This window comes from Pseudomonas sp. LBUM1655 (assembly GCF_059716085.1).
Window position 1 is genome coordinate 4,317,407 of sequence record NZ_CP166801.1, and the last position, 22,944, is coordinate 4,340,350.

At 61.1% G+C, this 22,944-nt stretch carries 20 protein-coding genes and 2 pseudogenes; 7 read left to right on the forward strand and 15 right to left on the reverse strand.

Annotated elements, in window-relative coordinates:
• Positions 1-28: 28 nt before the first annotated feature.
• The 3 genes from ACA074_RS19245 to ACA074_RS19255 all read right to left on the reverse strand — a co-directional run bounded on the left by ACA074_RS19245 (position 29) and on the right by ACA074_RS19255 (position 2,067).
• Positions 29-1,000, reverse strand: a complete 972-nt coding sequence (locus tag ACA074_RS19245; RefSeq protein ID WP_187677683.1) for a L,D-transpeptidase family protein — start codon at positions 998-1,000, stop codon at positions 29-31.
• 110 nt (positions 1,001-1,110) lie between these two features.
• The gene (locus ACA074_RS19250; RefSeq protein WP_007955656.1) at positions 1,111-1,404 is read right to left on the reverse strand and encodes a hypothetical protein; all 294 of its coding nucleotides are present in this window, start codon (positions 1,402-1,404) and stop codon (positions 1,111-1,113) included.
• Between the two features lie 57 nt (positions 1,405-1,461).
• Positions 1,462-2,067, reverse strand: coding sequence for an arylesterase (locus ACA074_RS19255; RefSeq protein ID WP_489879079.1), 606 nt, complete (start codon positions 2,065-2,067; stop codon positions 1,462-1,464).
• Positions 2,068-2,077: 10 nt separating this feature from the next.
• Here ACA074_RS19255 and ACA074_RS19260 point away from each other — a divergent pair, with 10 nt between their 5' ends.
• The 3 genes from ACA074_RS19260 to greB are packed head-to-tail and all read left to right on the forward strand — an operon-like array spanning position 2,078 to position 5,797.
• A complete protein-coding gene (locus tag ACA074_RS19260; RefSeq protein ID WP_187677685.1) occupies positions 2,078-2,761 on the forward strand; it encodes an ABC transporter ATP-binding protein in 684 nt (227 codons plus the stop codon).
• Positions 2,761-5,265, forward strand: a complete 2,505-nt coding sequence (locus ACA074_RS19265; protein WP_497677611.1) for an ABC transporter permease — start codon at positions 2,761-2,763, stop codon at positions 5,263-5,265. The genes ACA074_RS19260 and ACA074_RS19265 overlap by 1 nt, the downstream gene beginning before the upstream one ends.
• Positions 5,266-5,299: 34 nt before the next feature.
• Positions 5,300-5,797 carry a transcription elongation factor GreB gene (gene greB, locus ACA074_RS19270; protein ID WP_305439016.1) on the forward strand — a complete coding sequence of 166 codons (498 nt, stop codon included), beginning with the start codon at positions 5,300-5,302 and terminating at the stop codon, positions 5,795-5,797.
• Between the two features lie 6 nt (positions 5,798-5,803).
• On the opposite strand, the gene ACA074_RS19275 is transcribed toward greB, so the two are convergent.
• The 3 genes from ACA074_RS19275 to ACA074_RS19285 all read right to left on the reverse strand — a co-directional run bounded on the left by ACA074_RS19275 (position 5,804) and on the right by ACA074_RS19285 (position 8,326).
• On the reverse strand, positions 5,804-6,112 hold the full coding sequence (locus ACA074_RS19275; RefSeq protein WP_497677612.1) for a class I SAM-dependent methyltransferase: 309 nt from the start codon (positions 6,110-6,112) through the stop codon (positions 5,804-5,806).
• Between the two features lie 249 nt (positions 6,113-6,361).
• Entirely contained in the window at positions 6,362-6,796 is a 435-nt protein-coding gene (locus ACA074_RS19280; protein ID WP_187677689.1) for a DoxX family protein, read from the reverse strand.
• 108 nt (positions 6,797-6,904) lie between these two features.
• Positions 6,905-8,326, reverse strand: a complete 1,422-nt coding sequence (locus tag ACA074_RS19285) for an MltF family protein (RefSeq protein WP_187677690.1) — start codon at positions 8,324-8,326, stop codon at positions 6,905-6,907.
• 235 nt (positions 8,327-8,561) lie between these two features.
• Between ACA074_RS19285 and ACA074_RS19290 the strand changes: the two genes are divergently transcribed.
• The 3 genes and pseudogenes from ACA074_RS19290 to ACA074_RS19300 form a co-directional block, all read left to right on the forward strand.
• Positions 8,562-9,371 (forward strand): TatD family hydrolase, encoded by an 810-nt coding sequence (locus ACA074_RS19290; RefSeq protein ID WP_497677613.1) that lies wholly within the window; start codon positions 8,562-8,564, stop codon positions 9,369-9,371.
• Positions 9,372-9,472: 101 nt separating this feature from the next.
• Positions 9,473-10,954, forward strand: coding sequence for a methyl-accepting chemotaxis protein (locus ACA074_RS19295; RefSeq protein WP_497677614.1), 1,482 nt, complete (start codon positions 9,473-9,475; stop codon positions 10,952-10,954).
• Positions 10,955-11,140: 186 nt separating this feature from the next.
• Positions 11,141-11,362: pseudogene (locus ACA074_RS19300) on the forward strand (terminase); the annotation flags it as partial.
• A 4-nt stretch (positions 11,363-11,366) separates the two neighbouring features.
• Here the strand turns inward: ACA074_RS19300 and ACA074_RS19305 are convergent.
• The 4 genes and pseudogenes from ACA074_RS19305 to ACA074_RS19320 form a co-directional block, all read right to left on the reverse strand.
• On the reverse strand, positions 11,367-12,161 hold the full coding sequence (locus tag ACA074_RS19305; protein WP_489879075.1) for an acyl-CoA thioesterase: 795 nt from the start codon (positions 12,159-12,161) through the stop codon (positions 11,367-11,369).
• A 127-nt stretch (positions 12,162-12,288) separates the two neighbouring features.
• Positions 12,289-12,384: pseudogene (locus ACA074_RS19310) on the reverse strand (metal ABC transporter ATP-binding protein); the annotation flags it as partial.
• Positions 12,385-12,400: 16 nt separating this feature from the next.
• A complete protein-coding gene (locus tag ACA074_RS19315) occupies positions 12,401-13,165 on the reverse strand; it encodes a CHAD domain-containing protein (RefSeq protein ID WP_489879074.1) in 765 nt (254 codons plus the stop codon).
• A gap of 79 nt (positions 13,166-13,244) precedes the next feature.
• Positions 13,245-13,523 (reverse strand): hypothetical protein, encoded by a 279-nt coding sequence (locus tag ACA074_RS19320; RefSeq protein ID WP_401269573.1) that lies wholly within the window; start codon positions 13,521-13,523, stop codon positions 13,245-13,247.
• 215 nt (positions 13,524-13,738) lie between these two features.
• Here ACA074_RS19320 and ACA074_RS19325 point away from each other — a divergent pair, with 215 nt between their 5' ends.
• Positions 13,739-14,791 (forward strand): patatin-like phospholipase family protein, encoded by a 1,053-nt coding sequence (locus ACA074_RS19325; protein WP_187677696.1) that lies wholly within the window; start codon positions 13,739-13,741, stop codon positions 14,789-14,791.
• A 70-nt stretch (positions 14,792-14,861) separates the two neighbouring features.
• Here ACA074_RS19325 and ACA074_RS19330 read toward each other — a convergent pair whose 3' ends face one another.
• From ACA074_RS19330 to kdpA, 5 genes are all read right to left on the reverse strand, one after another.
• A complete protein-coding gene (locus ACA074_RS19330) occupies positions 14,862-15,560 on the reverse strand; it encodes a response regulator (protein WP_187677697.1) in 699 nt (232 codons plus the stop codon).
• Positions 15,561-15,608: 48 nt separating this feature from the next.
• Entirely contained in the window at positions 15,609-18,260 is a 2,652-nt protein-coding gene (locus tag ACA074_RS19335) for a DUF4118 domain-containing protein (protein ID WP_497677615.1), read from the reverse strand.
• A gap of 130 nt (positions 18,261-18,390) precedes the next feature.
• Positions 18,391-18,936, reverse strand: coding sequence for a potassium-transporting ATPase subunit KdpC (gene kdpC / locus ACA074_RS19340; protein WP_187677699.1), 546 nt, complete (start codon positions 18,934-18,936; stop codon positions 18,391-18,393).
• Between the two features lie 229 nt (positions 18,937-19,165).
• Complete coding sequence (gene kdpB / locus ACA074_RS19345; protein WP_187677700.1) at positions 19,166-21,223, reverse strand: potassium-transporting ATPase subunit KdpB; 2,058 nt, start codon at positions 21,221-21,223, stop codon at positions 19,166-19,168.
• 24 nt (positions 21,224-21,247) lie between these two features.
• Positions 21,248-22,942, reverse strand: coding sequence for a potassium-transporting ATPase subunit KdpA (gene kdpA / locus ACA074_RS19350; RefSeq protein WP_401269561.1), 1,695 nt, complete (start codon positions 22,940-22,942; stop codon positions 21,248-21,250).
• Positions 22,943-22,944 lie beyond the last annotated feature (2 nt).

The window sequence follows — 22,944 nt, forward strand, 5'->3', positions numbered from 1 at the left end:
CTGACATCGGCGGGTTTTGTTTTTCAGCTTACTGTTGCAGGTCGATCGGCGCAGTCGAAACAATCGGTGCCGAAGTACTCGGCGTACCGATTTCCGTCGGCAGGCCGTCTTCGGCCGCGACCACATCACGTACCACATCCCAGTTCATGCGCAGGTTGTTGGTGACGTCTTCACGCTTGAGCATCGCGTTGATCACCGCGGTGTGCTTGTCGACCACCGACGGGTTGCCCTTGTCGTCGATCGGCGTGTGCGCTTCCAGATAGACCTTGCCACCACTGCGACCGAACTTGTACGCATCGTTGATGATACGCACCGAGGTACCGACCGGGACCATGCCGGCCATCTCCAGCACGTTGTTGTTGAACATGCGGAAACAGCCATGGCTGGTGCGCATACCGATACCGAACTTCTTGTTCGAACCGTGAATCAGGTAGCCCGGAGTACCCAGGGTGAACTTGAACGGCCCCAGAGGATTGTCTGGACCTGCCGGCACCACGTTTGGCAGCGGATCACCATCAGCGGCGTGTTCGGCCTTGATCGACGCTGGAGGCGTCCAGGTAGGGTTCGGTGTCTTCGCCGTGATCGAGGTGTGCGCGATGGGCGAACCCCAGCCCTCACGACCGATACCCAGCGGGAAGGTGTACACCACGTTCCGGCCTTTCGGGAAGTAGTAGAGACGGTATTCGGCAAGGTTGATGACGATGCCTTCACGCGGGCCTGGCGGCAGAATGAAACGCGTCGGCAGGACGATTTCGGTACCGGCACCCGGCAACCAGGCATCGACGCCCGGGTTGGCCGCAACCATTTCCGAATAACCCAGATCGTAGGTTGTGCCCAGATCGGCGAAAGTGTCTTCGTACTTGGCTTTGATCACCTGCACCTGGCCGATGATGTCCTCACCGGGAGGGGGCAGGGGAAGCTCCAATGCAGCAACGGGACCGGCCACACACAGGGCGGCAAGTGACAGGCAGCGGGTGACGGCAGGAAAGCGCGGCAACATCCGGAAAATCCTTCGCATGATCAACAAGGGTATAAGTGCGCGATTGTACACCGCGCCTCGGGAATTCGGGGAGATGCGCCGATAGACCGTGCAAAGCGGCCTGAATGGCTTTAAAGCTCGAAGCGCAACTCAGGCCAGATCGGCGAAGTGCCGCGCTTCTGCGACTCCAGGATTGCCCGGCACAGCGAACACAGACGCTGGTCCTGGAACACCCGGCGATCCACGCTCGACCAGCGCGGCTGTGCCGGCAGCAGACTGCCGCACAGGGTGCGATCGGCCGAGCCGCCCAATTCGAGTTGACGGGTCACCAGATGCACCCGCACTTCCTGGCAGGCGAACAGATCCAACTGCTCGTCAGGCTCGATCAGTTGGTAGGCAAACAGGGACCAGGCAGAACGCGGCATTGGGGGCTCCAAATAAGGGGGCGCCACATTAGCCGAAAGCCTGCCGCTAGAAAAGCCTCATAACAGGGGTTTTAGCGTAGGCCAGACATTTTCCAGCAACTTGCCCTGAGCCCCGGCCGCCGGGTGCAGACCATCGGCCTGCATCAGGTCTGGATGACCGCCTACACCGTCGAGAAAAAACGGCACCAGCGGGATCTTTTTATCCTCGGCGAGATTGCCGTAGACCTTGGCGAAGGCATCGGTGTAGCGCTTACCGTAGTTAGGCGGCAATTGCATACCGAGCAACAGCACCTTGGCGCCGCTTTGGCGAGAGCTGTCGATCATCGAGGCAAGATTTTGTTGCAATTGCGTTGGCGGCATTCCGCGCAAGCCGTCATTGCCTCCCAACTCGAGAATCACCAGCTCAGGCTTATGCTCTGCAAGCAGCGCTGGCAGGCGCGCCTGGCCTCCGGCACTGGTGTCGCCGCTGATGGAGGCATTCACTACTTTGTCGTCGAAACCCTCCTGTTTGAGCCGTTGCTCAAGCAACGATACCCATCCCAAGCGGGTATCCAGTCCGAAACCGGCGCTGATACTATCGCCAACGATCAGGACAGTACCCGCCGCTGCGTTCTGGGCCATGCACATCAAGGCCAGGCCAGCACTCAAAAACCACACACGCATCGGATTCTCCATGGGCGCAAGCATTCTCACCGCGAAGAACCTCAGCAAAGTGGTTCCCAGCGCGGAAGGTGAACTGACTATCCTGCACGAACTCAGCCTGGAACTGAACAAGGGCGACAGCCTGGCCATCGTCGGCGCGTCCGGTTCCGGCAAATCCACCCTCCTCGGCCTGCTCGCCGGACTCGATTTGCCTAGCAGCGGCGAAGTCATTCTCGCCGGCCAGGCGTTAAGCAATCTCGATGAAGACCAGCGCGCGCGCATCCGCGCCGAGCATGTGGGTTTCGTTTTTCAATCGTTCCAGTTGCTCGACAGTCTCAACGCGCTGGAAAACGTCATGCTGCCGCTGGAACTCGATGGCCGCAAAGACGCCCGCGAGCGCGCCACCGAGTTGCTTAAGCGAGTTGGCCTCGGCCAGCGTCTGACACATTCACCGCGCCAGCTCTCCGGTGGCGAGCAACAACGCGTGGCGATTGCCCGAGCGTTTGCAGCCGAACCGGACGTGCTGTTCGCCGACGAACCCACCGGCAACCTCGACAGCCACACCGGCGAGCGCATCAGCGACCTGCTGTTCGAATTGAACAAGGAACGCGGCACCACTCTGGTGCTGGTGACCCATGACGAACGCCTGGCGCATCGCTGCCGGCGCCTGATCCGTCTTGAAGCCGGGCTGTTGGTCGCCCCTCTGGAGCCTTGATGGCACGCCTGCCGCTGTTGCGTCTGTTCAGTCTCGCCATTCGCCAACTCATGCGCGATGCCCGCGCCGGAGAATTGCGGGTGTTGTTCTTCGCTCTGGTGGTAGCGGTGGCGGCGAGTACCGCCATCGGTTACTTCGGTGCCCGCCTCAACGGCGCGATGATGTTGCGCGCCACTGAGTTTCTTGGCGCCGATCTGGTTCTGGAAGGCAGCTCGCCGGCCCGAGAGGAACAGATCAGGAGCGGTACCGAGTTGCGCCTGATCCACGCGCAAGTGGTGGAATTTTCCAGCGTCATCGCCACCGACAACGCCATTCAGTTGTCGAGTATCAAAGCGGTCGATCGCGCCTACCCATTGCGTGGCGAACTGAAGAGCGCTCCGGCGCCATTCGCCACTGAGGAGCCCGGCGGCGAACCACAACCCGGTGAAGCCTGGGTCGAGGCACGTCTGCTGACCGCGCTGGATCTGAAGATCGGCGACAGCATCGATGTCGGCATGAAGACGTTGAAGCTGACACGGGTGCTGACCTATGAACCGGATCGCGCCGGTAACTTCTATAGCCTCACACCCCGAGTGATGATCAACCTCGACGACCTCGTCGCGACCGGCGTGGTGCAGCCCGGCAGCCGGGTGAGCTATCGCGAACTGTGGCGCGGCGAACCGCAAGCGCTGGAAACCTATCGGCAGCTGATCAAACCAGGGTTGGCGGCGAATCAGCGAATTCAAGATGCCCGCGACGGCAACCGGCAGATTGGCGGTGCGCTGGGCAAAGCCGAGCGCTATCTGAACATGGCCAGTCTGGTCGCGGTGTTGTTGGCCGGGGTGGCGGTCGCGCTTTCGGCAAACCGCTTCGCCAGCCGCCGCTTCGATGCCAGCGCCCTGCTGCGCTGCCTCGGCTTGTCACGCCGGGAAACCATGGTGCTGTTCAGTTTGCAGCTGACTGTCCTCGGATTGCTCGCCAGCCTCAGCGGTGCCTTGCTGGGCTGGCTGGCGCAACTGGGTTTGTTTGCATTGCTGAACGACCTGCTGCCGAGTGATGTGCCACCGGGCGGTCTGTTTCCGGCGATCGCCGGGATCGGCACCGGGCTGGTAGCGCTGGCAGGGTTCGCCCTGCCGCCACTTGCCGCGCTGGGTCGAGTGCCGCCACTGCGAGTATTGCGCCGCGACATGCTGCCAATCCCGTCGAGCACCTGGATGGTTTACGGTGCCGCATTGGGCGCGCTCGGCCTGATCATGTGGCGTCTGAGTCTGGATCTGCTGCTGACGTTTGCCCTGCTGGGCGGCGGTGTCGTGGCGGCAGTCATTCTTGGTGGATTGCTGCTGTTGCTGCTGAACAGCTTGCGCCGCCTGCTGGCCCGGGCTTCCTTGCCGTGGCGTCTTGGCCTCGGCCAATTGTTGCGCCATCCGTTGGCGGCTGCCGGCCAAGCGTTGGCGTTCGGTCTGATCTTGCTGTCCATGGCATTGATCGCGCTGTTGCGTGGCGAACTGCTTGATACCTGGCAGAACCAATTGCCGAAAAACGCACCGAACTACTTCGCTCTGAACATCCTGCCCGCGGACAAACAGGCCTTTACGGATCACCTGATCAAGGTGTCGGCGCAAGCGGCGCCGTTGTACCCGGTAGTGCCGGGCCGGTTGATCAGCATCAACGGCGACCCCGTACAGCAAATCGTCAGCAAGGATTCGGCGGGTGACCGCGCAGTTCAACGGGATCTGAGCCTGACTTGGGCTGCTGACTTGCCCGCTGGCAATAAACTGACTGCCGGCTCATGGTGGAGCTCGCAACCGTCGGACGAAGTACCGGGCGTGTCGGTGGAAGGCAAAGTCGCCGAGAGCCTCAAACTCAAACTCGGCGATCACATGGTGTTCAACGTCGGTGGAGTCAACCGTGAAGCAAAAGTCACCAGCCTGCGCGAGATCAACTGGGACAACTTCCAGCCGAACTTCTTCATGATCTTCCAGCCCGGCACTCTGAAGGATCTGCCGGCTACCTACCTCACCAGCTTCTATCTGGCCCCCGGACACGACCAGCAGATAGTCGAACTGTCGCGCACCTTCCCGGCTGTGACCATCCTTCAAGTCGAAGCCCTGCTTGAACAGCTGCGTAGCATCCTCGCCCAGGTCACCCTGGCCGTGGAATATGTGTTGTTGTTTGTTTTGGCGGCGGGGATGGCCGTGTTGTTTTCCGGGTTGCAGGCGACGCTGGATGAGCGTATTCGCCAAGGCGCGCTCTTGCGTGCGCTGGGGGCGGAGCGGCAATTGCTGATCAAGGCACGGCGCATCGAGTTCGGCTTGCTTGGCGCGGTCAGCGGTTTGCTCGCGGCCATTGGTTCGGAAGTGGTGAGTCTGGTGCTGTATCGCTACGCATTCGATCTGCCGTGGCACCCGCATCCGTGGCTGCTGGTGCTGCCGCTGATTGGCGCAGCGTTGATTGGCGGCGCCGGCGTGTTCGGCACGCGCAGGGCGCTCAATGCAAGTCCGCTGACAGTGTTGCGCGAGGGTTGATAGACTCCAGCCGTCTCTCTCACAAGAAGTTGCCATGAGCCGTTATCGCCCTCCCCGCACCGCCGGCACCGCGCTGATCACCCCAGAAGGTGAAGCGCGGATGCGCGCCGAATTCCATGAGCTGTGGCATGTGCGCCGTCCGCAGGTGACGCAATCGGTCAGCGAGGCGGCGGCTCAGGGTGATCGCTCGGAGAACGCCGAGTACACCTACGGCAAAAAGATGCTGCGCGAAATCGACAGTCGCGTGCGCTTTCTCACCAAACGCCTGGAAGCGCTCAAGGTTGTCAGCGAAAAACCCAGCGATCCGAACAAGGTTTACTTCGGCGCGTGGGTGACCATCGAAAACGAGGAAGGCAAGCAGTCGCGCTACCGCATCGTCGGCCCGGATGAACTGGATCTGAAGCTGGGCCTGATCAGCATCGATTCACCTCTGGCGCGCGCCTTGATCGGCAAGGCGCTGGATGCCGAAGTGCGCGTGCAGACGCCGACCGGCGAGCAATTCGTGTACATCGTGGCGATCGATTATCCGTAATCGGGATCAGCGACGAGTAATCAATCCCTGCCGCGCGACGCGGATCAGTTGCTTGATCATTTGCGGGGCGTCTTCCTGGCTGGGCGCCTGAATCACGGCCAGATCGAAACTGTCACTGGCAAAACGCGCCAGCGACTCACCGTCTTCAACAAACTGGATCAAAAACGCGGCAGGACCGCCGCTGCGCCGTGGCCAGCCATCGATATAACGCAACAGCGTCGGCTGATGTTTACCGCCAAGGAGGATTTTTGGATTGCGCTGGGTGATATGTGCCGTGATCGGCGCGGGACGTGCTGGAGGGCGTAGTGCATTCATCGTGTCGTGTCTCAGCCTCAAAAAGTCTGCATGGCAGGTGAGAGGCAACACCGAACCAGCGCTTTAGCGGTATTTCGAAGCCCTGTTCCGGCTTCTGACGGCAACTGTTGAAGTCACCTGGCGCCCCGCAAGTAGCTGTTTAAATCGGCGCATGAGCAACATCCTAGAGAACGTGACCGATCAGTGTCAAGAATCGGCAGCAACAAAAAAGGCCCGCACAATGCGGGCCTTTTGCTTGAGCCAGAGCGTTCAACCGGCGATGGCGCGGTCCACCGAGAGCTTGCCGGCACCTTCGATCAATACCGCGAGGCTGCCACCGAGCAGTGCCAGGGCGAACTCGTAACCGTTGTTGGCCATGAACAGACCGTTGCTGATGTGCACGGTGAAGATCGCCACCAGCGACAGGAAGGTCAGACCCAATGCCGCCGGGCGAACCAGCAGACCGATGATCAAGGCCAGACCGGCGAAGAACTCGGTACCACCGGCCAGTGTGGCCATCAGATAGCCCGGGGTCAGACCGATGCTTTCCATGTACTGCGCGGTGCCGGCCAGACCGTAACCACCGAACATGCCGAAGAGTTTCTGCGCACCGTGAGCGGCGAAGATCACGCCGACCGCAATGCGCAGAATGGTCAGGCCGTAACCGGCGCGGGTAAACAGTACCTTGTTGATCAGAGTGCTCATTGTGTATTCCTTTTTTTGCGAGAAGTGTGTGTTGGTTGGCCGCTATATTAATCAGTTAATTTCATGTTAAAAGCGCAAATAATGCGCCATAACAATCAATTTATTTGATCATTTGCGTGAGACAACTTTCTGTCCCCGGGGCTCCAACGACTCTCGCTCCCGGTCGAACGCCAAGTAATACTTGTTCACGCTATTAACATAGCTGACGGCGCCCATTCCCACCTGCTCCATGGCAATGCGCTCGACCTGAAAAAACCACTGATTGGGATTCAGCCCCCGCCGCCGCGCTTCGGCACGCATGCCTTGCACCCGCTCCGGGCCGATGTTGTAGGCCGCCAGCGTGAAGGCCATGCGTTCGCGCTCATTGAGCTTGGGACTGCTGAAAAACTTGCGACGGATCATTGCCAGGTACTTGGCCCCGGCCTGCACGTTCGCATCGAGATTCTGGATGTTATTCACGCCGACCCGTTGCGCCGCGGATGGGGTGATTTGCATCAGCCCGGTCGGGCCGCTGCCACTGCGGGCATTGGGTTGCAGGGCGGATTCCTTGAACGCCAGTGCGGCCAGATTCAGCCAGTCCATGTTCTGCGCTTCGGCATGTTTCTGCAGGGTTGGCCGCAGCTTTTCCAGACGCTGGCGATCGGCCTTGGCCAATGGATAGTGAACTTGATAGAGACGGCGATAGATGCGCAGAAACGCTGCGTCTTCGTTCGAAGGCTTTTTGTACCCCGTCAGGAAGCGATCAATGCTCGCCCGCAGCATCGACGCATCACGGCGCACAAACCAGTACTCCTCGCCGGGCTCGCTGATCATCAACTGCCGATCAAAGCGCAGCTTGGGCAGGATCTTGCCCCAGCGTTCGGCAATCGGTTGCTCGACGATGGTCAGGTGGAAGATCCCGCCCTGGACCATTTCCAGTACATCTTCGACTGCGAGCGTCGGATCGACCCATTCGATGTTGATCGGTGCCAGTTTGTGCAGCGCCAGTTTCTGGTTGATCTGACTGACCGCGTCCCCTGCTGCACTGCCGGTTGGCAACGCGAGGGTTTTCCCGGAAAGTTGCTCAACCTTTGTGTAGCGCCGCTCGCCCTTGATCCCGACCAGCACTAACGGAACATTGCTGGCAATCGGCTCACTGCTGACTACCGCATAACCCGGTTGCAGTTGCAGTAATTCGCCAGGCGCAACCAGATCCCCCTCGCCGCGCTGCAAGGCGCCGAGCAGTTGATCCTTGGCTTTGGGAATGATCTTGAGGGTGACTTCCTGACCGTCACGGGCGTGGCCATTGAGGTATTGCTCGAAGGCGCGCAGGCGATGGTATTCGACGCCGATGGCCTGACCCTGGACTTCGCCGGAGCTGTTACGGCTCTGGTTGACCAGTACGCGCAACACCCGGCTGCTGCGAATCTCCGAAAGGTCGCGCACTTTCGCCGCCGGCACGGCTTGCAACGGCCCGGGCAAGCGCGCAACCGCCGTCATCGGCAGCAGCAACGATCCACACAACAGCAACAAAACCGAGGGACGAATCATCCACTCTCCGGAAAGAATGCGGGGTGAACTCACCATTAAACGGTCGAAATCACCGTCGAAAACAGAGCGCCTGAGCGCTGATAAAGTGCGAGAGACTGGCACAGTGATGGCTATTACGCCAACACGAGCGGTCTCGCGGCCTCAACAGACAGTCATAAGCCGTTGTAGTTCTTGGCTTTTCTTATGAATCTACAGCTCTGGTATGCTTCCCGGCCTTCGGCCCGAGGTAGCAACCATGCAACTCATCGATATCGGCGTCAACCTGACCAACCCAAGTTTCGCCGACAAACACCAGGCCGTGCTCGACCGCGCCTACGCCGCCGGGGTCTGCCAACTGGTGCTGACTGGCACCAGCGTCGAAGGCAGCGAACAGGCTCTGGAGTTGTGCCAGCAACTGGATGAGAGCGGCCAACGACTGTTCGCCACAGCCGGAATTCACCCGCATTCGGCCAGTGACTGGAACGCTGACAGCGCCAGCCGCCTGCGCAGTTTGCTGAACGAATCGAATGCGGTCGCGGTGGGTGAATGCGGACTGGATTTCAACCGTGATTTCTCGCCGCGCCCGCAGCAGGAAAAAGTCCTCGAAGAACATCTGGCGCTGGCCGTTGAGTTGCAATTGCCTGTGTTTCTGCATGAGCGCGATGCCAGTCAGCGCCTGCTGGAGATTTTAAAGGACTTCCGCGATCAACTGCCCGCGGCCGTGGTGCATTGCTTTACGGGTGAGCAAAAGGCGTTGTTCAGCTACCTCGATCTGGATCTGCATATCGGTATTACCGGCTGGATCTGCGACGAGCGCCGGGGCACGCATTTGCATCCGCTGGTCAAGGAGATCAAACGCGGACGACTGATGCTGGAAAGCGATGCGCCGTATCTGCTGCCACGCACGCTGAGGCCGAAGCCGAAGAACGGGCGCAATGAGCCGGCGTACCTGACTGAAGTGCTGCGCGAAGTGGCGTTGCATCGGGGCGAGACCGAGGAAGATCTGGCGGCGCATACCACCGCGTGCGCCCGCGCGTTCTATGGCCTCCCCGATCTTCCAGCGTAGGACTACGTTGCCTGTTGACCCATATCAAGTTCTTCCTCGTTGTATAGCGGCACAATGCTGGCACCTTGCCAATGCTGTTTCCGCTATCAGAGAAAACCTCCATGGGTGCCTGGCTTAGCAATATCTCGCTGAAATACAAATTCTGGGCGGTCAATGCGGTCGCCTTCGTCACCACCCTGCTGCTGGTGTTGTACGCCGTGCAACTCGAACAGCAGGCTCGCAGCCACGCCGCACAAGCCTCGGCGCAAGCCCAGGCGCAATTGCTCAAGGTTTGGCCGGCCGGGGCGGTGCTGCCCAAGACTGATCAGGTGCTGACGTTTAAACGCGGCGAAGCCCCACGCCTCAATGACCAACCTCTGCTGGAGATCACCGACAGCAACGGCTGGAACGAGATCAATCACCTGCCGCTGTTCGGCGATAACCCGCTGATGGGCGCCGAAGTGTTCAGCCGTGCCGACGGCCAACAAGTAGCGGTCATCGCTTATGGACCAAGCCTGACGCAAGTGTTCGGCGAGCGTTTTGCCAATTACGCGGTGGCGGTATTTATCCTGATGCTGGCGATGCTCGGCGCCTCGCAACTGCTGATCCGCTTCCTGCTCAGCCAACTCAACACGCTCAAGGACGTAATGCTGCACGTCGAGAAAAGCGGCGACTTGTCGGCCCGTGTGCCACTGGCCGGCAAGGACGAAGTCGGGCAGATGGCCAATGCGTTCAACGCCATGCAAGCGGGTTATCAGCGAGTGGTGACTACCGTCGCCAACACCGCACGGCAACTTGATGTCGGTGCGGCGCGCCTGGCGAAGAGCATGAACGAAGTGCGTCACGGCATGCTCGGCCAGCAAAGCGAAACTGATCAGGCCGCCACCGCGATCAACGAGATGACCGCCACCGTTTACCACATCGCCCAACACGCTGGCGCCACCCGCGATTTATCACAGACCGCCGACGGCCTGGCCGGCAGCGGTCAGCAGGTAGTTGCGCGGGTGCAGCATTCGATTGCCGGGCTGTCCAGCGGCGTGCAGCAAACCGCCGAGATGATTCAACGGCTGGCCGAAGACAGTCAGAAGATCAACGGTGTGGTCAGCGTGATTCACAGCATCGCCGAGCAGACCAACCTGCTGGCACTCAACGCCGCCATCGAAGCGGCGCGGGCCGGCGAAATGGGCCGTGGTTTTGCGGTGGTCGCCGATGAAGTGCGCAATCTTGCCAAGCGAGTGCAGACGTCGACCGATGAGATAACCACCATGGTCTCGGCGTTGCAGGCCGGCACCCGCGATGCGGTGGATTTCATGCAGGAGAGTTCGTACAAGGCCGACGACTGCGTGCAGCAGGCGCAGGAGGCTGGTGAGGCGCTGGCGGAAATCACCGGAGCGGTGGCGCAGATGCACGAGAGCAACACACAGATTGCCGTGGCGGCGGAGCAACAGAGTCAGGTGGCCGAGGAAATGAATCGCGCAGTGGTGAGTATTCGCGATGTGACCGAGAACACCGTGCAGCAGACGGTGGATTCGGCGACGACCAGTAATGAGCTGGCGACGTTGGCTGGGGAATTGAGCAAGGCCATAGGGCAGTTGAAACTCTGAAGATCAAAAGATCGCAGCCTTCGGCAGCTCATACATTGGAATGCGAACCTGTAGGAGCTGCCGAAGGCAGCGATCTTTTTGGACAATCACACCTATCACACCTATAGCCAACGTTGATTCGCCGCCCTCCCCGCCCCGGCCTATTCTTCAACCCATGTGTTCAACATGGATCGAGGAGTAGTCAACATGGGCAAACGTCACCCCAACCTTCCCGCGTGGCAATGGCGCGCGTACCCGAACAATCATCAGAGTCCGACCAATCTGGGGCTGCACCTGATTGCCATGCCGTTGTTCATCGTTGCGTTTCTGTTGATCGTATCCGGCGTGTTCAGCCTGAGTCTGGAGAGTGTGGCCATCGGTGTGATCGGCATCGTCGCGGCGCTGGGTTTGCAGCGCCGGCCTGGGCATTGACTCAGGCAAAGATCGTGACGGTCTGGCGACTCATGGCGATCAGTTCTCCTTCAGCGCTCCAAAGCTTGGCGGCAGCATGGCCGTAGCCGTCGACGGCGTACTCGGTTTCAACCCGATATTTGCACCAGTCCAGCGTGCTCACATCGCGCAACGGCTGAACGAATTCGATAGTCCAGGTCAGCGTACTGCCCGCTGCCACTTTCTTCAGGTGCGGCAACAGTGACGGCGGCCAGGCATCCACCAGTGCCAGAATGTGCGACTCAGTGACCGGCTCTTCTTTCACGTCCCCACGCAAACGCACCCAACCGCCCATGTCGCGCGACGTGTTGCCCGTAAATGGCAGACCGCCCACACTCCAGCGCATTGCCAAATGGCGCATGAACTCCGGGGTCACACCTTTGATATACGGCAGTTCCTGACAATCGTCCCAAGGCTTCATCTCGGGAGCAGGAAACGCTGGCACAGCCACTTCCGATGGGCGCGAGGCGCCAAAACTGCCTTGCACCAGTGTCACCACCTGACCATTCTGCATCGCCCGGCCCAGCACTTGGCTTACGGCTTTGCCTTCACGCAACACATCGACCTCAAAACTCACCGGCACTTCTGGCTCGACCGGGCCGACAAAGGTGATCGCCAGCGAACGCACCGGGCGATCCGCCGGCACCCTGGCGCGCATGGCTTCGTATTGCAGCGCGGCGACCAGGCCACCGAAACTGGCGCGGCCCTGCGCCCATTCGGCGGGAATGGTCAGCTCCGGTTGGCGGCGGACGGCATCGAGCAAATCGCAAAAGCGCATGGCAACCTCAAAAAGCGAAAAGTGAATGCGAGGATCTTAACCAGCCCTGCGAAGCGCCGCAGCGTCTATTCCGGTCAAATGGGCTGACAGATAGGCCTTACGCCAATTTCAAACCAAATGAAAACCACTGTGGGAGCGAGCCTGCTCGCGAATGCGGTGGGTCAGACAACAATGATGTCGACTGACATGACCTCTTCGCGAGCAGGCTCGCTCCCACAGGGATTCAGGGCGATTCGAGATTATTTGAAGCAGGTGGAGCTGAGCTTTTCCAAGACCCGATCCGCTTTGGTTTCAGCCTTGACCATGGTCGCCTGCCACGTCGCGACACACGGCTGCAGATCTGTTTCCAGCTCAGCCCGAGCCAGCCACTGCCAGCAATCGTGCCAGTCGCCCAACGCACCTTGTGCCGACTTCAAGCGCTCCAGCGCCGGCTTCGGTAAGCGATCCAGTTCGGGATAGGCCTCGATGCCGTAACGCACACGCTTGATCAGCAGACGCAGGCGATGCCGGTCGTGGGCTGGATCGTGCAGTGCCTCATCGAGTTTCTGCCATTGCTTGCCGAGGCGTTTTTCGATGCGCTTATCCAGCCCTTTGAGCAAACCCTGACGCTGGGACGCACGCAGGAAACGCGGGAAAGCGTCGAGGATCATCAGCAGCGAAACCACCTCGTGACTCGCCGCCAGCGCTGGATAGGCTTCGGCCATTTGCGCCATGCGTTTTTGCGCAGCTTCGGGTTGAGCATGCTGGAGCAGATACGCCGCCAGCACTTCGCGATCGCGCCACGGCGTAGTCAGTTGGCCTACCGCCGACGCCGCGCCTTCCAGTTGCTCGACACCCGGCAAACCGCGCAACGGCCGCAACAGACTGCGCAGCCGCCGCACCGTGGTGCGCAGATCATGCAGCGCCTCGGGATCGGTGCGCGCTGTCATTCGCGCCTGACAGGCCAGCAGCCGCACTTCCAGGCTCAGGACATGAGCCACCAACCGGTCAACCAACGCAGACATCACTTGCTCCTGATTCAAATGGCTTCAGAGATGAGTCTGCAACTTCGCAGCCTCAACCCGCTTGCGCTATGTCAGCAGCTTAGCGACCGGCGCGAGATTCGCGAATGTAGAAACGCGCCTTCTCGGCCTTGCTCGCGCAACCTTCGAAACCTTCGAATTGCTGCTGGGTCTTGGCTGCCGTCAGCAACGACAAGGCTTTGGAATAACTGACAGTGCCGGCAAAGCCTTCGGCCTTGGCCAGGTCCAGCTCATGCCACGCAGTGTCGAGCTGGCTGCCGCAACTGTCACGGTAGGCGGTTTTACCGGCGCAACCGGCCAATGCCAGGGCCATCAACGGCACACAGATCCAGGCTTTCATCACTTACACCTCAAAATAGGTCAACAGTCGTGCAGGTAAGACGGTCGGGCGGCAAAAAAGTGCCTTGCCCCTGCCTGAATCTGCGGTGGCAAGAGGATAGCGCCGAGAGACCATGGAGTATCGAAAAAACGACGTCACCGGCGCACAGGGCGACCTTGGCGATTGAGCCGTCCGCTCGATGGGTGCATTGTGCAACCTTGTCGGGAGGAAGTTTGATGAAAAAGCGTGTCGCACTGGTGCTGGGTTCCGGAGGTGCCCGGGGCTACGCCCATATCGGCGTCATTGAAGAACTGGAACGCCGCGGTTACGACATCGCCTGTATTGCCGGTTGTTCGATGGGCGCGGTAGTCGGCGGAATCTATGCCGCCGGCAAGCTCGATGAATACCGCAACTGGATCGAAAGCCTGGATTATCTCGACGTGCTGCGCCTGGTGGACGTGAGTTTCCGTCTCGGCGCCATTCGTGGCGAAAAGGTCTTCGGGCAGATCCGCAAGATCGTTGGCGATATCAACATTGAGGATCTGCGCATCCCCTACACGGCGGTCGCCGCCGACCTCACCAATCAACAGGAAATCTGGTTTCAGGAAGGCTGCCTGCATCAGGCCATGCGCGCCTCGGCGGCGATTCCCAGCCTCTTCACTCCAGTGATGCAAGGCAACCGGATGCTGGTCGACGGCGGCATTCTCAACCCGCTGCCGATTGTGCCAGTGGTGTCGAGCCACTGTGATCTGATCATTGCGGTCAATCTCAACTCGACCAACCAGCGGCATTACAAATTGCCGGTGATCCAGCGCCCGCCAGCCTTTCGTTCACGCTTCGACAGCCTGATCAGTTCGCTCGGTTCGAAGATGCCGTTCCGTCGCACCCAGGCCGAACAATTACTGCGCCTGGAACAGGAAGCCCTGAGGGCCGAAGCGGCAGCCATCAATCCGTGGCTCGAAGGCGCCGAGCCTGAAGCCCAGCAACCCGCCGCAGCCCCCGAACGCGAAGGCGAAGGCGCACCGAAATCCGCCACCGGCTCGTTCATCATCGATAACGTCGGCCCGGCCTCTTTGCTGGACTTGATCAACCAGAGTTTCGAGGTGATGCAGACCTCGCTGGCGCAGTACAAGATTGCCGGGTATCCACCGGACATCCTGATCAACGTGCCGAAGCGGGTGTGCCGGTTTTTCGAGTTTTACAAAGCGCCGGAGTTGATCGCACTGGGGCGGGAGATTGCTCGGGATACGCTGGATCGGTATGAGAGTGAGCAGAGCAGAGAGCCCTGAAGATCACGGCTGACTGATATGGCCTCATCGCTGGCAAGCCAGCGATAGCGTCAGTCTGGTCGACACAAGACTAAAGGCTGTTCTCGCTAATCAGCCGATACCCAACCCCCGCTTCCGTCACGATAAATCGCGGCCGGGTTGGATCATCCGCCAGTTTCTGACGCAAGTGCCCCACCACAATCCGCAAGTAGTGGCTGTCCTCGGTATGCGTCGGCCCCCAGATATCCTTGAGCAATTGCTGCTGGGTGATCACCCGCCCCGGATGCCGCGCCAGTTGCGCCAGCACGGCGTATTCCTTGCGGGTCAGCGCCACTTCGACGCCATCGAGCAGCACTCGCCGATAAGCCAGATCGACCGTCAGCGGGCCGAAATTCAGCGCCGCTTGTTGCGCCTCTCCCGCCGGCGCCTGACGCAACAACGCGCGCACCCGCGCAAGAAACTCCTGAATGCCGAACGGCTTGGTCACGTAGTCATTGGCACCGCCATCGAGTGCCTGGACTTTCTGCCCTTCGCTGGCGCGCACCGACAGCACCAGCACCGGCGCCGTGGCCCACTCGCGAAACTCGCGCAGCACTTGCTGGCCGTCCATGTCCGGCAGACCCAGGTCGAGCACCAGTAGATCCGGTTTGTTCAGCGCCGCCTGGGCCAGGCCTTCGGCCCCCGTGCCAGCCTCCAGCACCTTGTAGCCTTGTGAAGCGAGGCTGATGCGCAGGAATTTGCGGATCTGCGGTTCGTCGTCGATGACCAAAATGGTCGCGGTCTGGCTCATGAATTCACATCAACAGAAAAGATTGGCAAGAGAGTAGCGCAGTCAGAATCAAGCTTCATCGTCCATCCCCGGTTGCGCCTGCAACGGCAGGTGCAAGGTGATGCAGGTGCCGCGCCCGTCGATGCCGTCGGCGACACTGATGCGCCCGCCGTGAGCGCCGACCATGCCCTGACAGATCGCCAGCCCCAGACCTGTGCCTTGGCCGCCGCGATCGCCCCGTGCAGCGGTGTAGAACATGTCGAAAATCTTCGCCCGCTCGTCTTCCGGAATCCCGGGGCCTTCATCGCTGACCGAGAAGAAAATCTCTTCGTCATTGGCACCTGCGCTCAGTTGCAAGCGCCCGTGGACGGGTGAGAAGCGCGCGGCGTTTTCCAGCACATTGACCAGCGCCTGCTCGATCAGCGCCGCATGCACGAACAGCAACGGCAACTCCGCCGGCACATCAGTACTGACCTGCAACGGCGCCAGCACGGCGCGCAGACGATTGAGCGAACTGCCAACGATGTCGGCTGGCGACACCCAGTCCCGCGCCAGCTTCAGCGCGCCGTGGCCGAGGCGAGTCATGTCGAGCAGGTTCTGGATGTAGCGGTCGAGGCGCTCGGCTTCATCGCGGGTGCCTTCGAGCAGTTCACGACGATCCTCCAGCGGGATCGCTTCGCCCAAGGCCAACAGGCTGTCGATGCTGCCGCGCATCGACGTCAGCGGCGTGCGCAAATCATGGGATACCGAGGCCAGCAAGGCGCTGCGCAATTGCTCGGTTTCGCCGTGCAGGCGCGCAGCCTCCAGATCATCCGCCAGTTGCGCACGGGCCAGCGCTTGCGCCAATGGCTGACTCAACGCCGTGAGCAAGCGACGGCGCTGGCCGCTCAAGGTCTGGCCTTCTTTGGCGCAGACGCCGAGCAAGGCCAACGGCCCGTCCTCGACGGAAAGCGGCCACCACCACCAACGCCCGAACGGCAAGGTGCCGGTGCCCATGCCGGCCGGTTGATCGTGCTGCCAGGCCCAATCAGCGGCAGCACGTTCAGACTCGGTGAACTCCAGCGGCCCGCCGGTCTCGACTTTCCAGCCGCCCTGCCCGTCGCGGTTGAGCAGGCACAGCTGCAAATCGCTCCAGCCGTTGAGGTGTTGCGCAGCGGCGCTGACCACGGCTTGGCGGTCGGTGGCGGCAGTGAGTTTGCGCGACAGATCGAGCAGTTCGGTGGTCTCTTCCTGGGTGTCGCGCAACGCCTGCAACTGCCGGCGCTGACGTGCCGCGAGGTTACCAGTGAGCGCCGCCATCAGCAGGAAGAACAACAAGGTCAGCACGTCTTCTTCACGCTGGATGGCGAAGGAAAAATTCGGCGGGATGAACAAAAAGTCGTAGGTCAGAAACGACAACGCCGCACACGCCAGCGCCGGGCCGAGGCTGCTGCGCACCGCCACCAGCAACACCGCCGCGAGGAACACCAGCGAGATGTTCGGCAGCGGTAACACACTCGACACCGCCCACGCCAAAGCGGTGGCCAACAACGTGGCGACCAGCGCCAGCGCATAGTCGAACCACACCAGCGTCGGCGCTGATCGTTGGCGCGGCTGATGCTGCTCTTGATCGCTGTCGAGGACGTTGATTTCCAGACCATGGGCCTGACGCAGCAACCGTGCAGCCAGACCGCCACCGAACAGGCGACGACGCAGACCCGGCCGGGATTGCCCGACCAGCACCAGACTCGCGCGACGTTCGGCGGCATGCTGGATCAGGGTTTTTGCCACCTCACCGGCGCGCAGCAACACCACTTCGCCGCCAAGGCGTTCGGCCAGTTGCTGGGCGCTTTGCAGGCGCAGACGCGATTGCTCGTCGCGCACCGTGCCGTTGTCGACGTGTACCAGACTCCACGGCAGATGGCGCCGTTGGGCAACGCGACTGGCGTGACGCACCAGGCGCTCGGCGTGGGCATCGCCATCAACCCCGACCAGCAAACGACCGCGCACGGCTGGCGCGGCTTGGCCGAGTTGGCGATAGCCTTGGGCGAGGTCGTTATCGACTTGCGCCGCCGCGGTTTGCATGGCCAGTTCGCGCAGTGCGGTGAGGTTGGTCTGGGTGAAAAATGCATCGATGGCCGCCCGGGCCTGCTCCGGCACGTAGACCTTGCCTTCGCGCAGACGCTCAAGCAGTTCGCGCGGCGGCAGGTCGATCAGCAGAAGTTCGTAGGCTTCTTGCAGCACCCAGTCCGGCAGGGTTTCGCGTACTTGAACGCCGGTAATGCCGCGCACTTGATCGTTGAGGCTTTCCAGATGCTGGACGTTGACCGTGGTGAACACGTCGATGCCAGCGGCGAGCAGTTCCTGAATGTCTTGCCAGCGTTTGGCGTGACGGCTGCCGGGGGCGTTGCTGTGGGCCAGTTCATCGACCAGCACCAGTTTTGGCTTGGCAGCGAGGATGCCGTCGAGGTCCATTTCTTCAAGCATCACGCCACGGTATTCCGAGCGCACCAACGGCTGCTGCGGCAGGCCACCGAGCAGTGCTTCGGTCTCGGCACGGCCGTGGGTTTCGACGACACCAGCAATGACTTTCACGCCTTGGCGCAGCTGGGTATGGGCGGCCTGGAGCATGGCGTAGGTTTTGCCGACGCCGGGCGCGGCACCGAGGAAAACCTTGAGCCGGCCACGGCCGTCGCGGGACAGGTCTGCTAACAGCGCGTCGGCGCGGCCGGAATCGCTCATGCTTGATGCTCTCTCTTCCTGATAGTTATGCGGTGTTCTTTCGGCCCTCTTCGCGAGCAGGCTCGCTCCCACATTTGGAACGCGTACAGCTGTGGGAGCGAGCCTGCTCGCGAATGGCCGCGCCGCCGATTCAGAGTTTTTCCAGTGCCATGTTCAGCTCCAGCACATTCACCACCGGTGGCCCCACCAGCGGCTGTTCGATATGCGCATCGAGCAACTGCTGCACGGTCGACACCGGCAGATTGCGTGCGGCTGCAACTCGCGCCAGTTGATAGGCAATTGCCGCCGGTGGCAAGTGCGGATCGAGGCCGCTGCCGGAGGTGGTCAGCAACGCCAACGGCACCGGGCCTTGCCCAGGAACTTGCAGTTTGTTGGCTTCGTCGATCACTCGCGTGGCGAGTGCCGGGTTGCTTGGCGCCAGGTTGCTTGCGCTGCTGGACACGGTAGCAAATGCGCCCGCCGAAGGACGCGGATGGAACCACGCATCGCCGACGAAATCCTGTGCGATCAGGGATGAGCCGCGGACCTTGCCGTCGGCGTCCTGGACCAGACTGCCATTGGCTTGAGCGGGGAACGCGACTTGCGCGACGCCAGTGACTACCAGTGGGTAGGCGACGCCGGTGACCAGGGTCATCAGCACCAGCAGGCTCAGGGCCGGACGTATCATTGTGGACATTTCAAAATCCTCGAATTCGTTGGGCAAACTTTTGCGGGGTGTCAGGGAAATCTTTCCCCCTCACCCCAGCCCTCTCCCCCAGGGGAGCGAGGGGGAAAGGGAGCCGATCTTTTTTCAGTTCAAAACCTGAGTTCGGCTCGATTTTTCAGGTCGGTGTACCTCAAACATTCAACTCGATCAGTCCCCTCTCCCCCTGGGAGAGGGTTAGGGTGAGGGGCTCTTCACAGCCTCAAACCAGATGCAACGCCGTGAGCAACATATCGATCGCCTTGATACCCACGAACGGCACCAGAATCCCGCCCACGCCATAGATCAACAGATTACGGCGCAACAACGCCGCCGCACTCGCCGCCTGCACTCGCACACCGCGCAGGGCCAATGGAATCAGCACAACAATGATCAAAGCGTTGAACACAATGGCCGACAGAATCGCGCTCTGCGGACTGGTCAATTGCATGATATTCAGCACGCCCAGTTGCGGATAAATCGAGGCGAACAGCGCTGGCAGGATCGCGAAGTATTTGGCCACGTCGTTGGCGATGGAAAAGGTCGTCAGCGCACCGCGAGTCACTAGCAATTCCTTGCCGATCTGCACCACGTCGAGCAGCTTGGTCGGGTCGCTGTCGAGGTCGACCATGTTCGCCGCTTCGCGCGCCGCTTGGGTGCCGTCGTTCATCGCCATGCCGACGTCAGCCTGAGCCAGTGCCGGGGCGTCGTTGGCGCCGTCGCCGCACATGGCGACCAGACGACCGTCGTTTTGCTCGTGACGAATACGGGCGAGTTTTTTCTCCGGGGTGGCTTCAGCCAGCACATCGTCGACGCCTGCTTCAGCGGCGATGGCGGCAGCGGTCAGCGGGTTGTCGCCGGTAACCATTACCGTGCGAATCCCCAGCTTGCGCAGTTCGGCAAAACGCTCGCGGATGCCAGGTTTCACCACGTCCTTGAGGTGGATCGCACCAAGCAGTTTGCCGTCGACGCAGACCAGCAACGGTGTGCCGCCGCTCTGGGCGATTTTGTCGATTTCTCGCGACAACGCCGGGGCGAGATCGGAGCGTTTTTGGCCGATGAAACTCAGCAGCGAATCCACCGCGCCTTTGCGATAGACGCGGCCCTGATAGTCGACACCGGACAAGCGGGTTTCCGCGCTGAACGGCACGGCAGTCAGGGTTTCCGGCGACGGCTCGGGCTGCGGATGCAGACCGCGCAGGTACTCGACGATGGACTTGCCTTCGGCAGTTTCATCCGCCAGCGAGGCGAACAGCGCGCCCTCGGCCAGATCACGACCACTGACGCCCGGCGCGGCATACACCGCGCTGCAACGACGGTTACCGAAAGTGATGGTGCCGGTCTTGTCGAGCAGCAGCACGTGCACGTCACCCGCCGCCTCTACTGCACGGCCAGACTTGGCGATCACGTTCAGGCGCACCAGACGATCCATCCCGGCGATACCGATCGCCGAGAGCAGACCGCCAATGGTGGTCGGAATCAGCGTGACCAACAGCGCCACCAGGAACACCAGCGGCAGGCTGCCGTTGGCGAAGCGGGCGAACGGTTGCAGGGTCACGACCACGACTAGGAAGATCAGGGTCAGGCCGATCAGCAGGATGTCCAGCGCGACTTCGTTTGGGGTCTTTTGGCGCTTGGCACCTTCGACCAACGCGATCATGCGGTCGAGGGTCGACTCACCGGGGTTGGCGGTGATCTTCACCAGCAGCCAGTCCGACACCAGTCGAGTGTTACCCGTGACCGCAGAACGGTCGCCGCCGGACTCGCGAATCACCGGTGCCGATTCACCGGTAATCGCCGCTTCGTTGACCGCCGCGATGCCTTCAATGACTTCGCCGTCACCGGGGATCATCTCCCCCGCTTCGACGCGCACCACATCGCCTTTGCGCAAGCTGGTGGCAGGTACCACCTGAAAGCTGCCGTTGGCCTGTTTACGTCGGGCGCTGAGGCCTTCGCTGCCAGCCTTCAGGCTGTCGGCGCGGGCCTTGCCGCGACCTTCGGCCAAGGCTTCGGCGAAGTTGGCGAACAGCACGGTGAACCACAGCCACAGAGCGATTTGCGCGGCGACGAACGTCGGCACATCAGCGTCCGGAATGAAGCACAGCACGGTGGTGAAGATCGCGGTCAGTTCGACCACCAGCATCACCGGCGAACGCTTGAGCTGCCGTGGGTCGAGCTTGACGAACGCTTGCACCAGCGCCGGGCGCCACAGTGCCGAGATCGCGGTTTTCGCTTGTTCCGGTGCTTTTGCAGCAGCGGGTTTGATTGCAGGCATATTCATGATGCAGCTCCTAAATAGAGAGGCTTAGAAGCCCATGCTCAAGTGTTCGGCGATAGGGCCCAACGCCAGAGTCGGCAGGAAAGTCAGGCCGCCCACCAGCAAAATGGTCACGGTCAACAGGGTCACGAACAGCGGGCCGTGAGTCGGGAAGCTGTTCTGGCCGATCGGTGCGGTTTTCTTCATCGCCAGGCTGCCGGCCAATGCCAGAACCGGGAGGATGTAACCGAAGCGACCGATCAACATGCCCAGACCGAGCATCAGGTTGTGGAACGGTGTGTTCGCGCTCAGACCACCGAACGCCGAACCGTTGTTGGCACTGGCCGAGGTGTAGGCGTACAGCAACTGACTGAAACCGTGCGGGCCGGGGTTGCTGATGGTCGCTGCCGGGCCTGGCAGGACAGCGGCAATCGCGCCGAGCACCAGTACGCCAACCGGCATCACCAGCAGGGTCACCACCAGCAATTGCACTTCCCGCGCCTGCAGTTTCTTGCCCAGATATTCAGGTGTGCGGCCGATCATCAGGCCGGCGAGGAACACCGCGATCAACACGTTGAGCAACATGCCGTAGAGCCCGGCACCGACGCCACCGAAGATCACTTCGCCAACCATCATGTTGACCAGCGCGACCATGCCGCTGAGCGGGTTGAGGCTGTCATGCATGGCGTTGACCGAGCCGTTCGACGCCGCAGTGGTGGTCACCGACCACAACACAGTGGCGGTGGTGCCAAAGCGCGCTTCCTTGCCTTCCAGCGGCGCGGTCTGTTCGACGGCGGCGTTGTTCAGGGTCGGATTCGGTTGATATTCGGCCCACAGAGAGGTCGCGCCGCCAATCAGGAACAGCGCCAACATGCAGGCGATGATCGCGCGGCTCTGACGCAAGTCTTTGACGTAGTGGCCGAAGGTGAACACCAGCGCGACCGGGATCAGGATGATCGAGGCGACTTCGAACAGGTTGCTCCACGCAGTCGGGTTCTCGAACGGGTGCGCCGAGTTCACGCCGAAGAAGCCACCACCGTTGGTGCCCAATTGCTTGATCGCAATCTGGCTGGCGGCCGGGCCGAGCGGAATCACCTGATCAACACCCTGCATGGTCACAGCGTTCACATACTGAGCGAAGGTTTGCGGTACGCCCTGCCACACCAGGTACAGCGCCAGCAGCAAGCACAGCGGCAGCAGGCCGTAGAGGGTGGCACGGGTCATGTCGACCCAGAAGTTGCCAAGGGTCTTGGTCGACTTGCGACCGATACCACGGCACAGCGCAACCAGTACGGCGAGGCCAGTGGCGGCGCTGACGAAGTTCTGCACGGTGAGGCCGACCATTTGGCTCAGGTAGCTGAGAGTCGCCTCACCGCTGTAGGACTGCCAGTTGGTGTTGGTCATAAAGCTGACCGCGGTGTTGAACGCCTGGGTCCACTCCTGGCCCGGCAGGTTCTGCGGGTTCAGCGGCAAGTGATCCTGGAACAACAGAATCGCGAACAGCAGCAGGAAACCGGCGAGGTTGAACGCCAACAGCGCCAGCGTGTATTTCTGCCAGCTCTGCTCAGCCTGCGCATCGACACCGGCGATGCGATAGCAACCGCGCTCGACCGGGCCGAGAATCGGCGTCAGCCAGGTGCGCTGACCTTCCATCACTTTGTAGTAGAAGCGCCCGAGGAACGGCGCCGGCAACAGAACCACCGCGAAAAACGCGAGGATCAGCCAATAATCATAACTGTGCATAG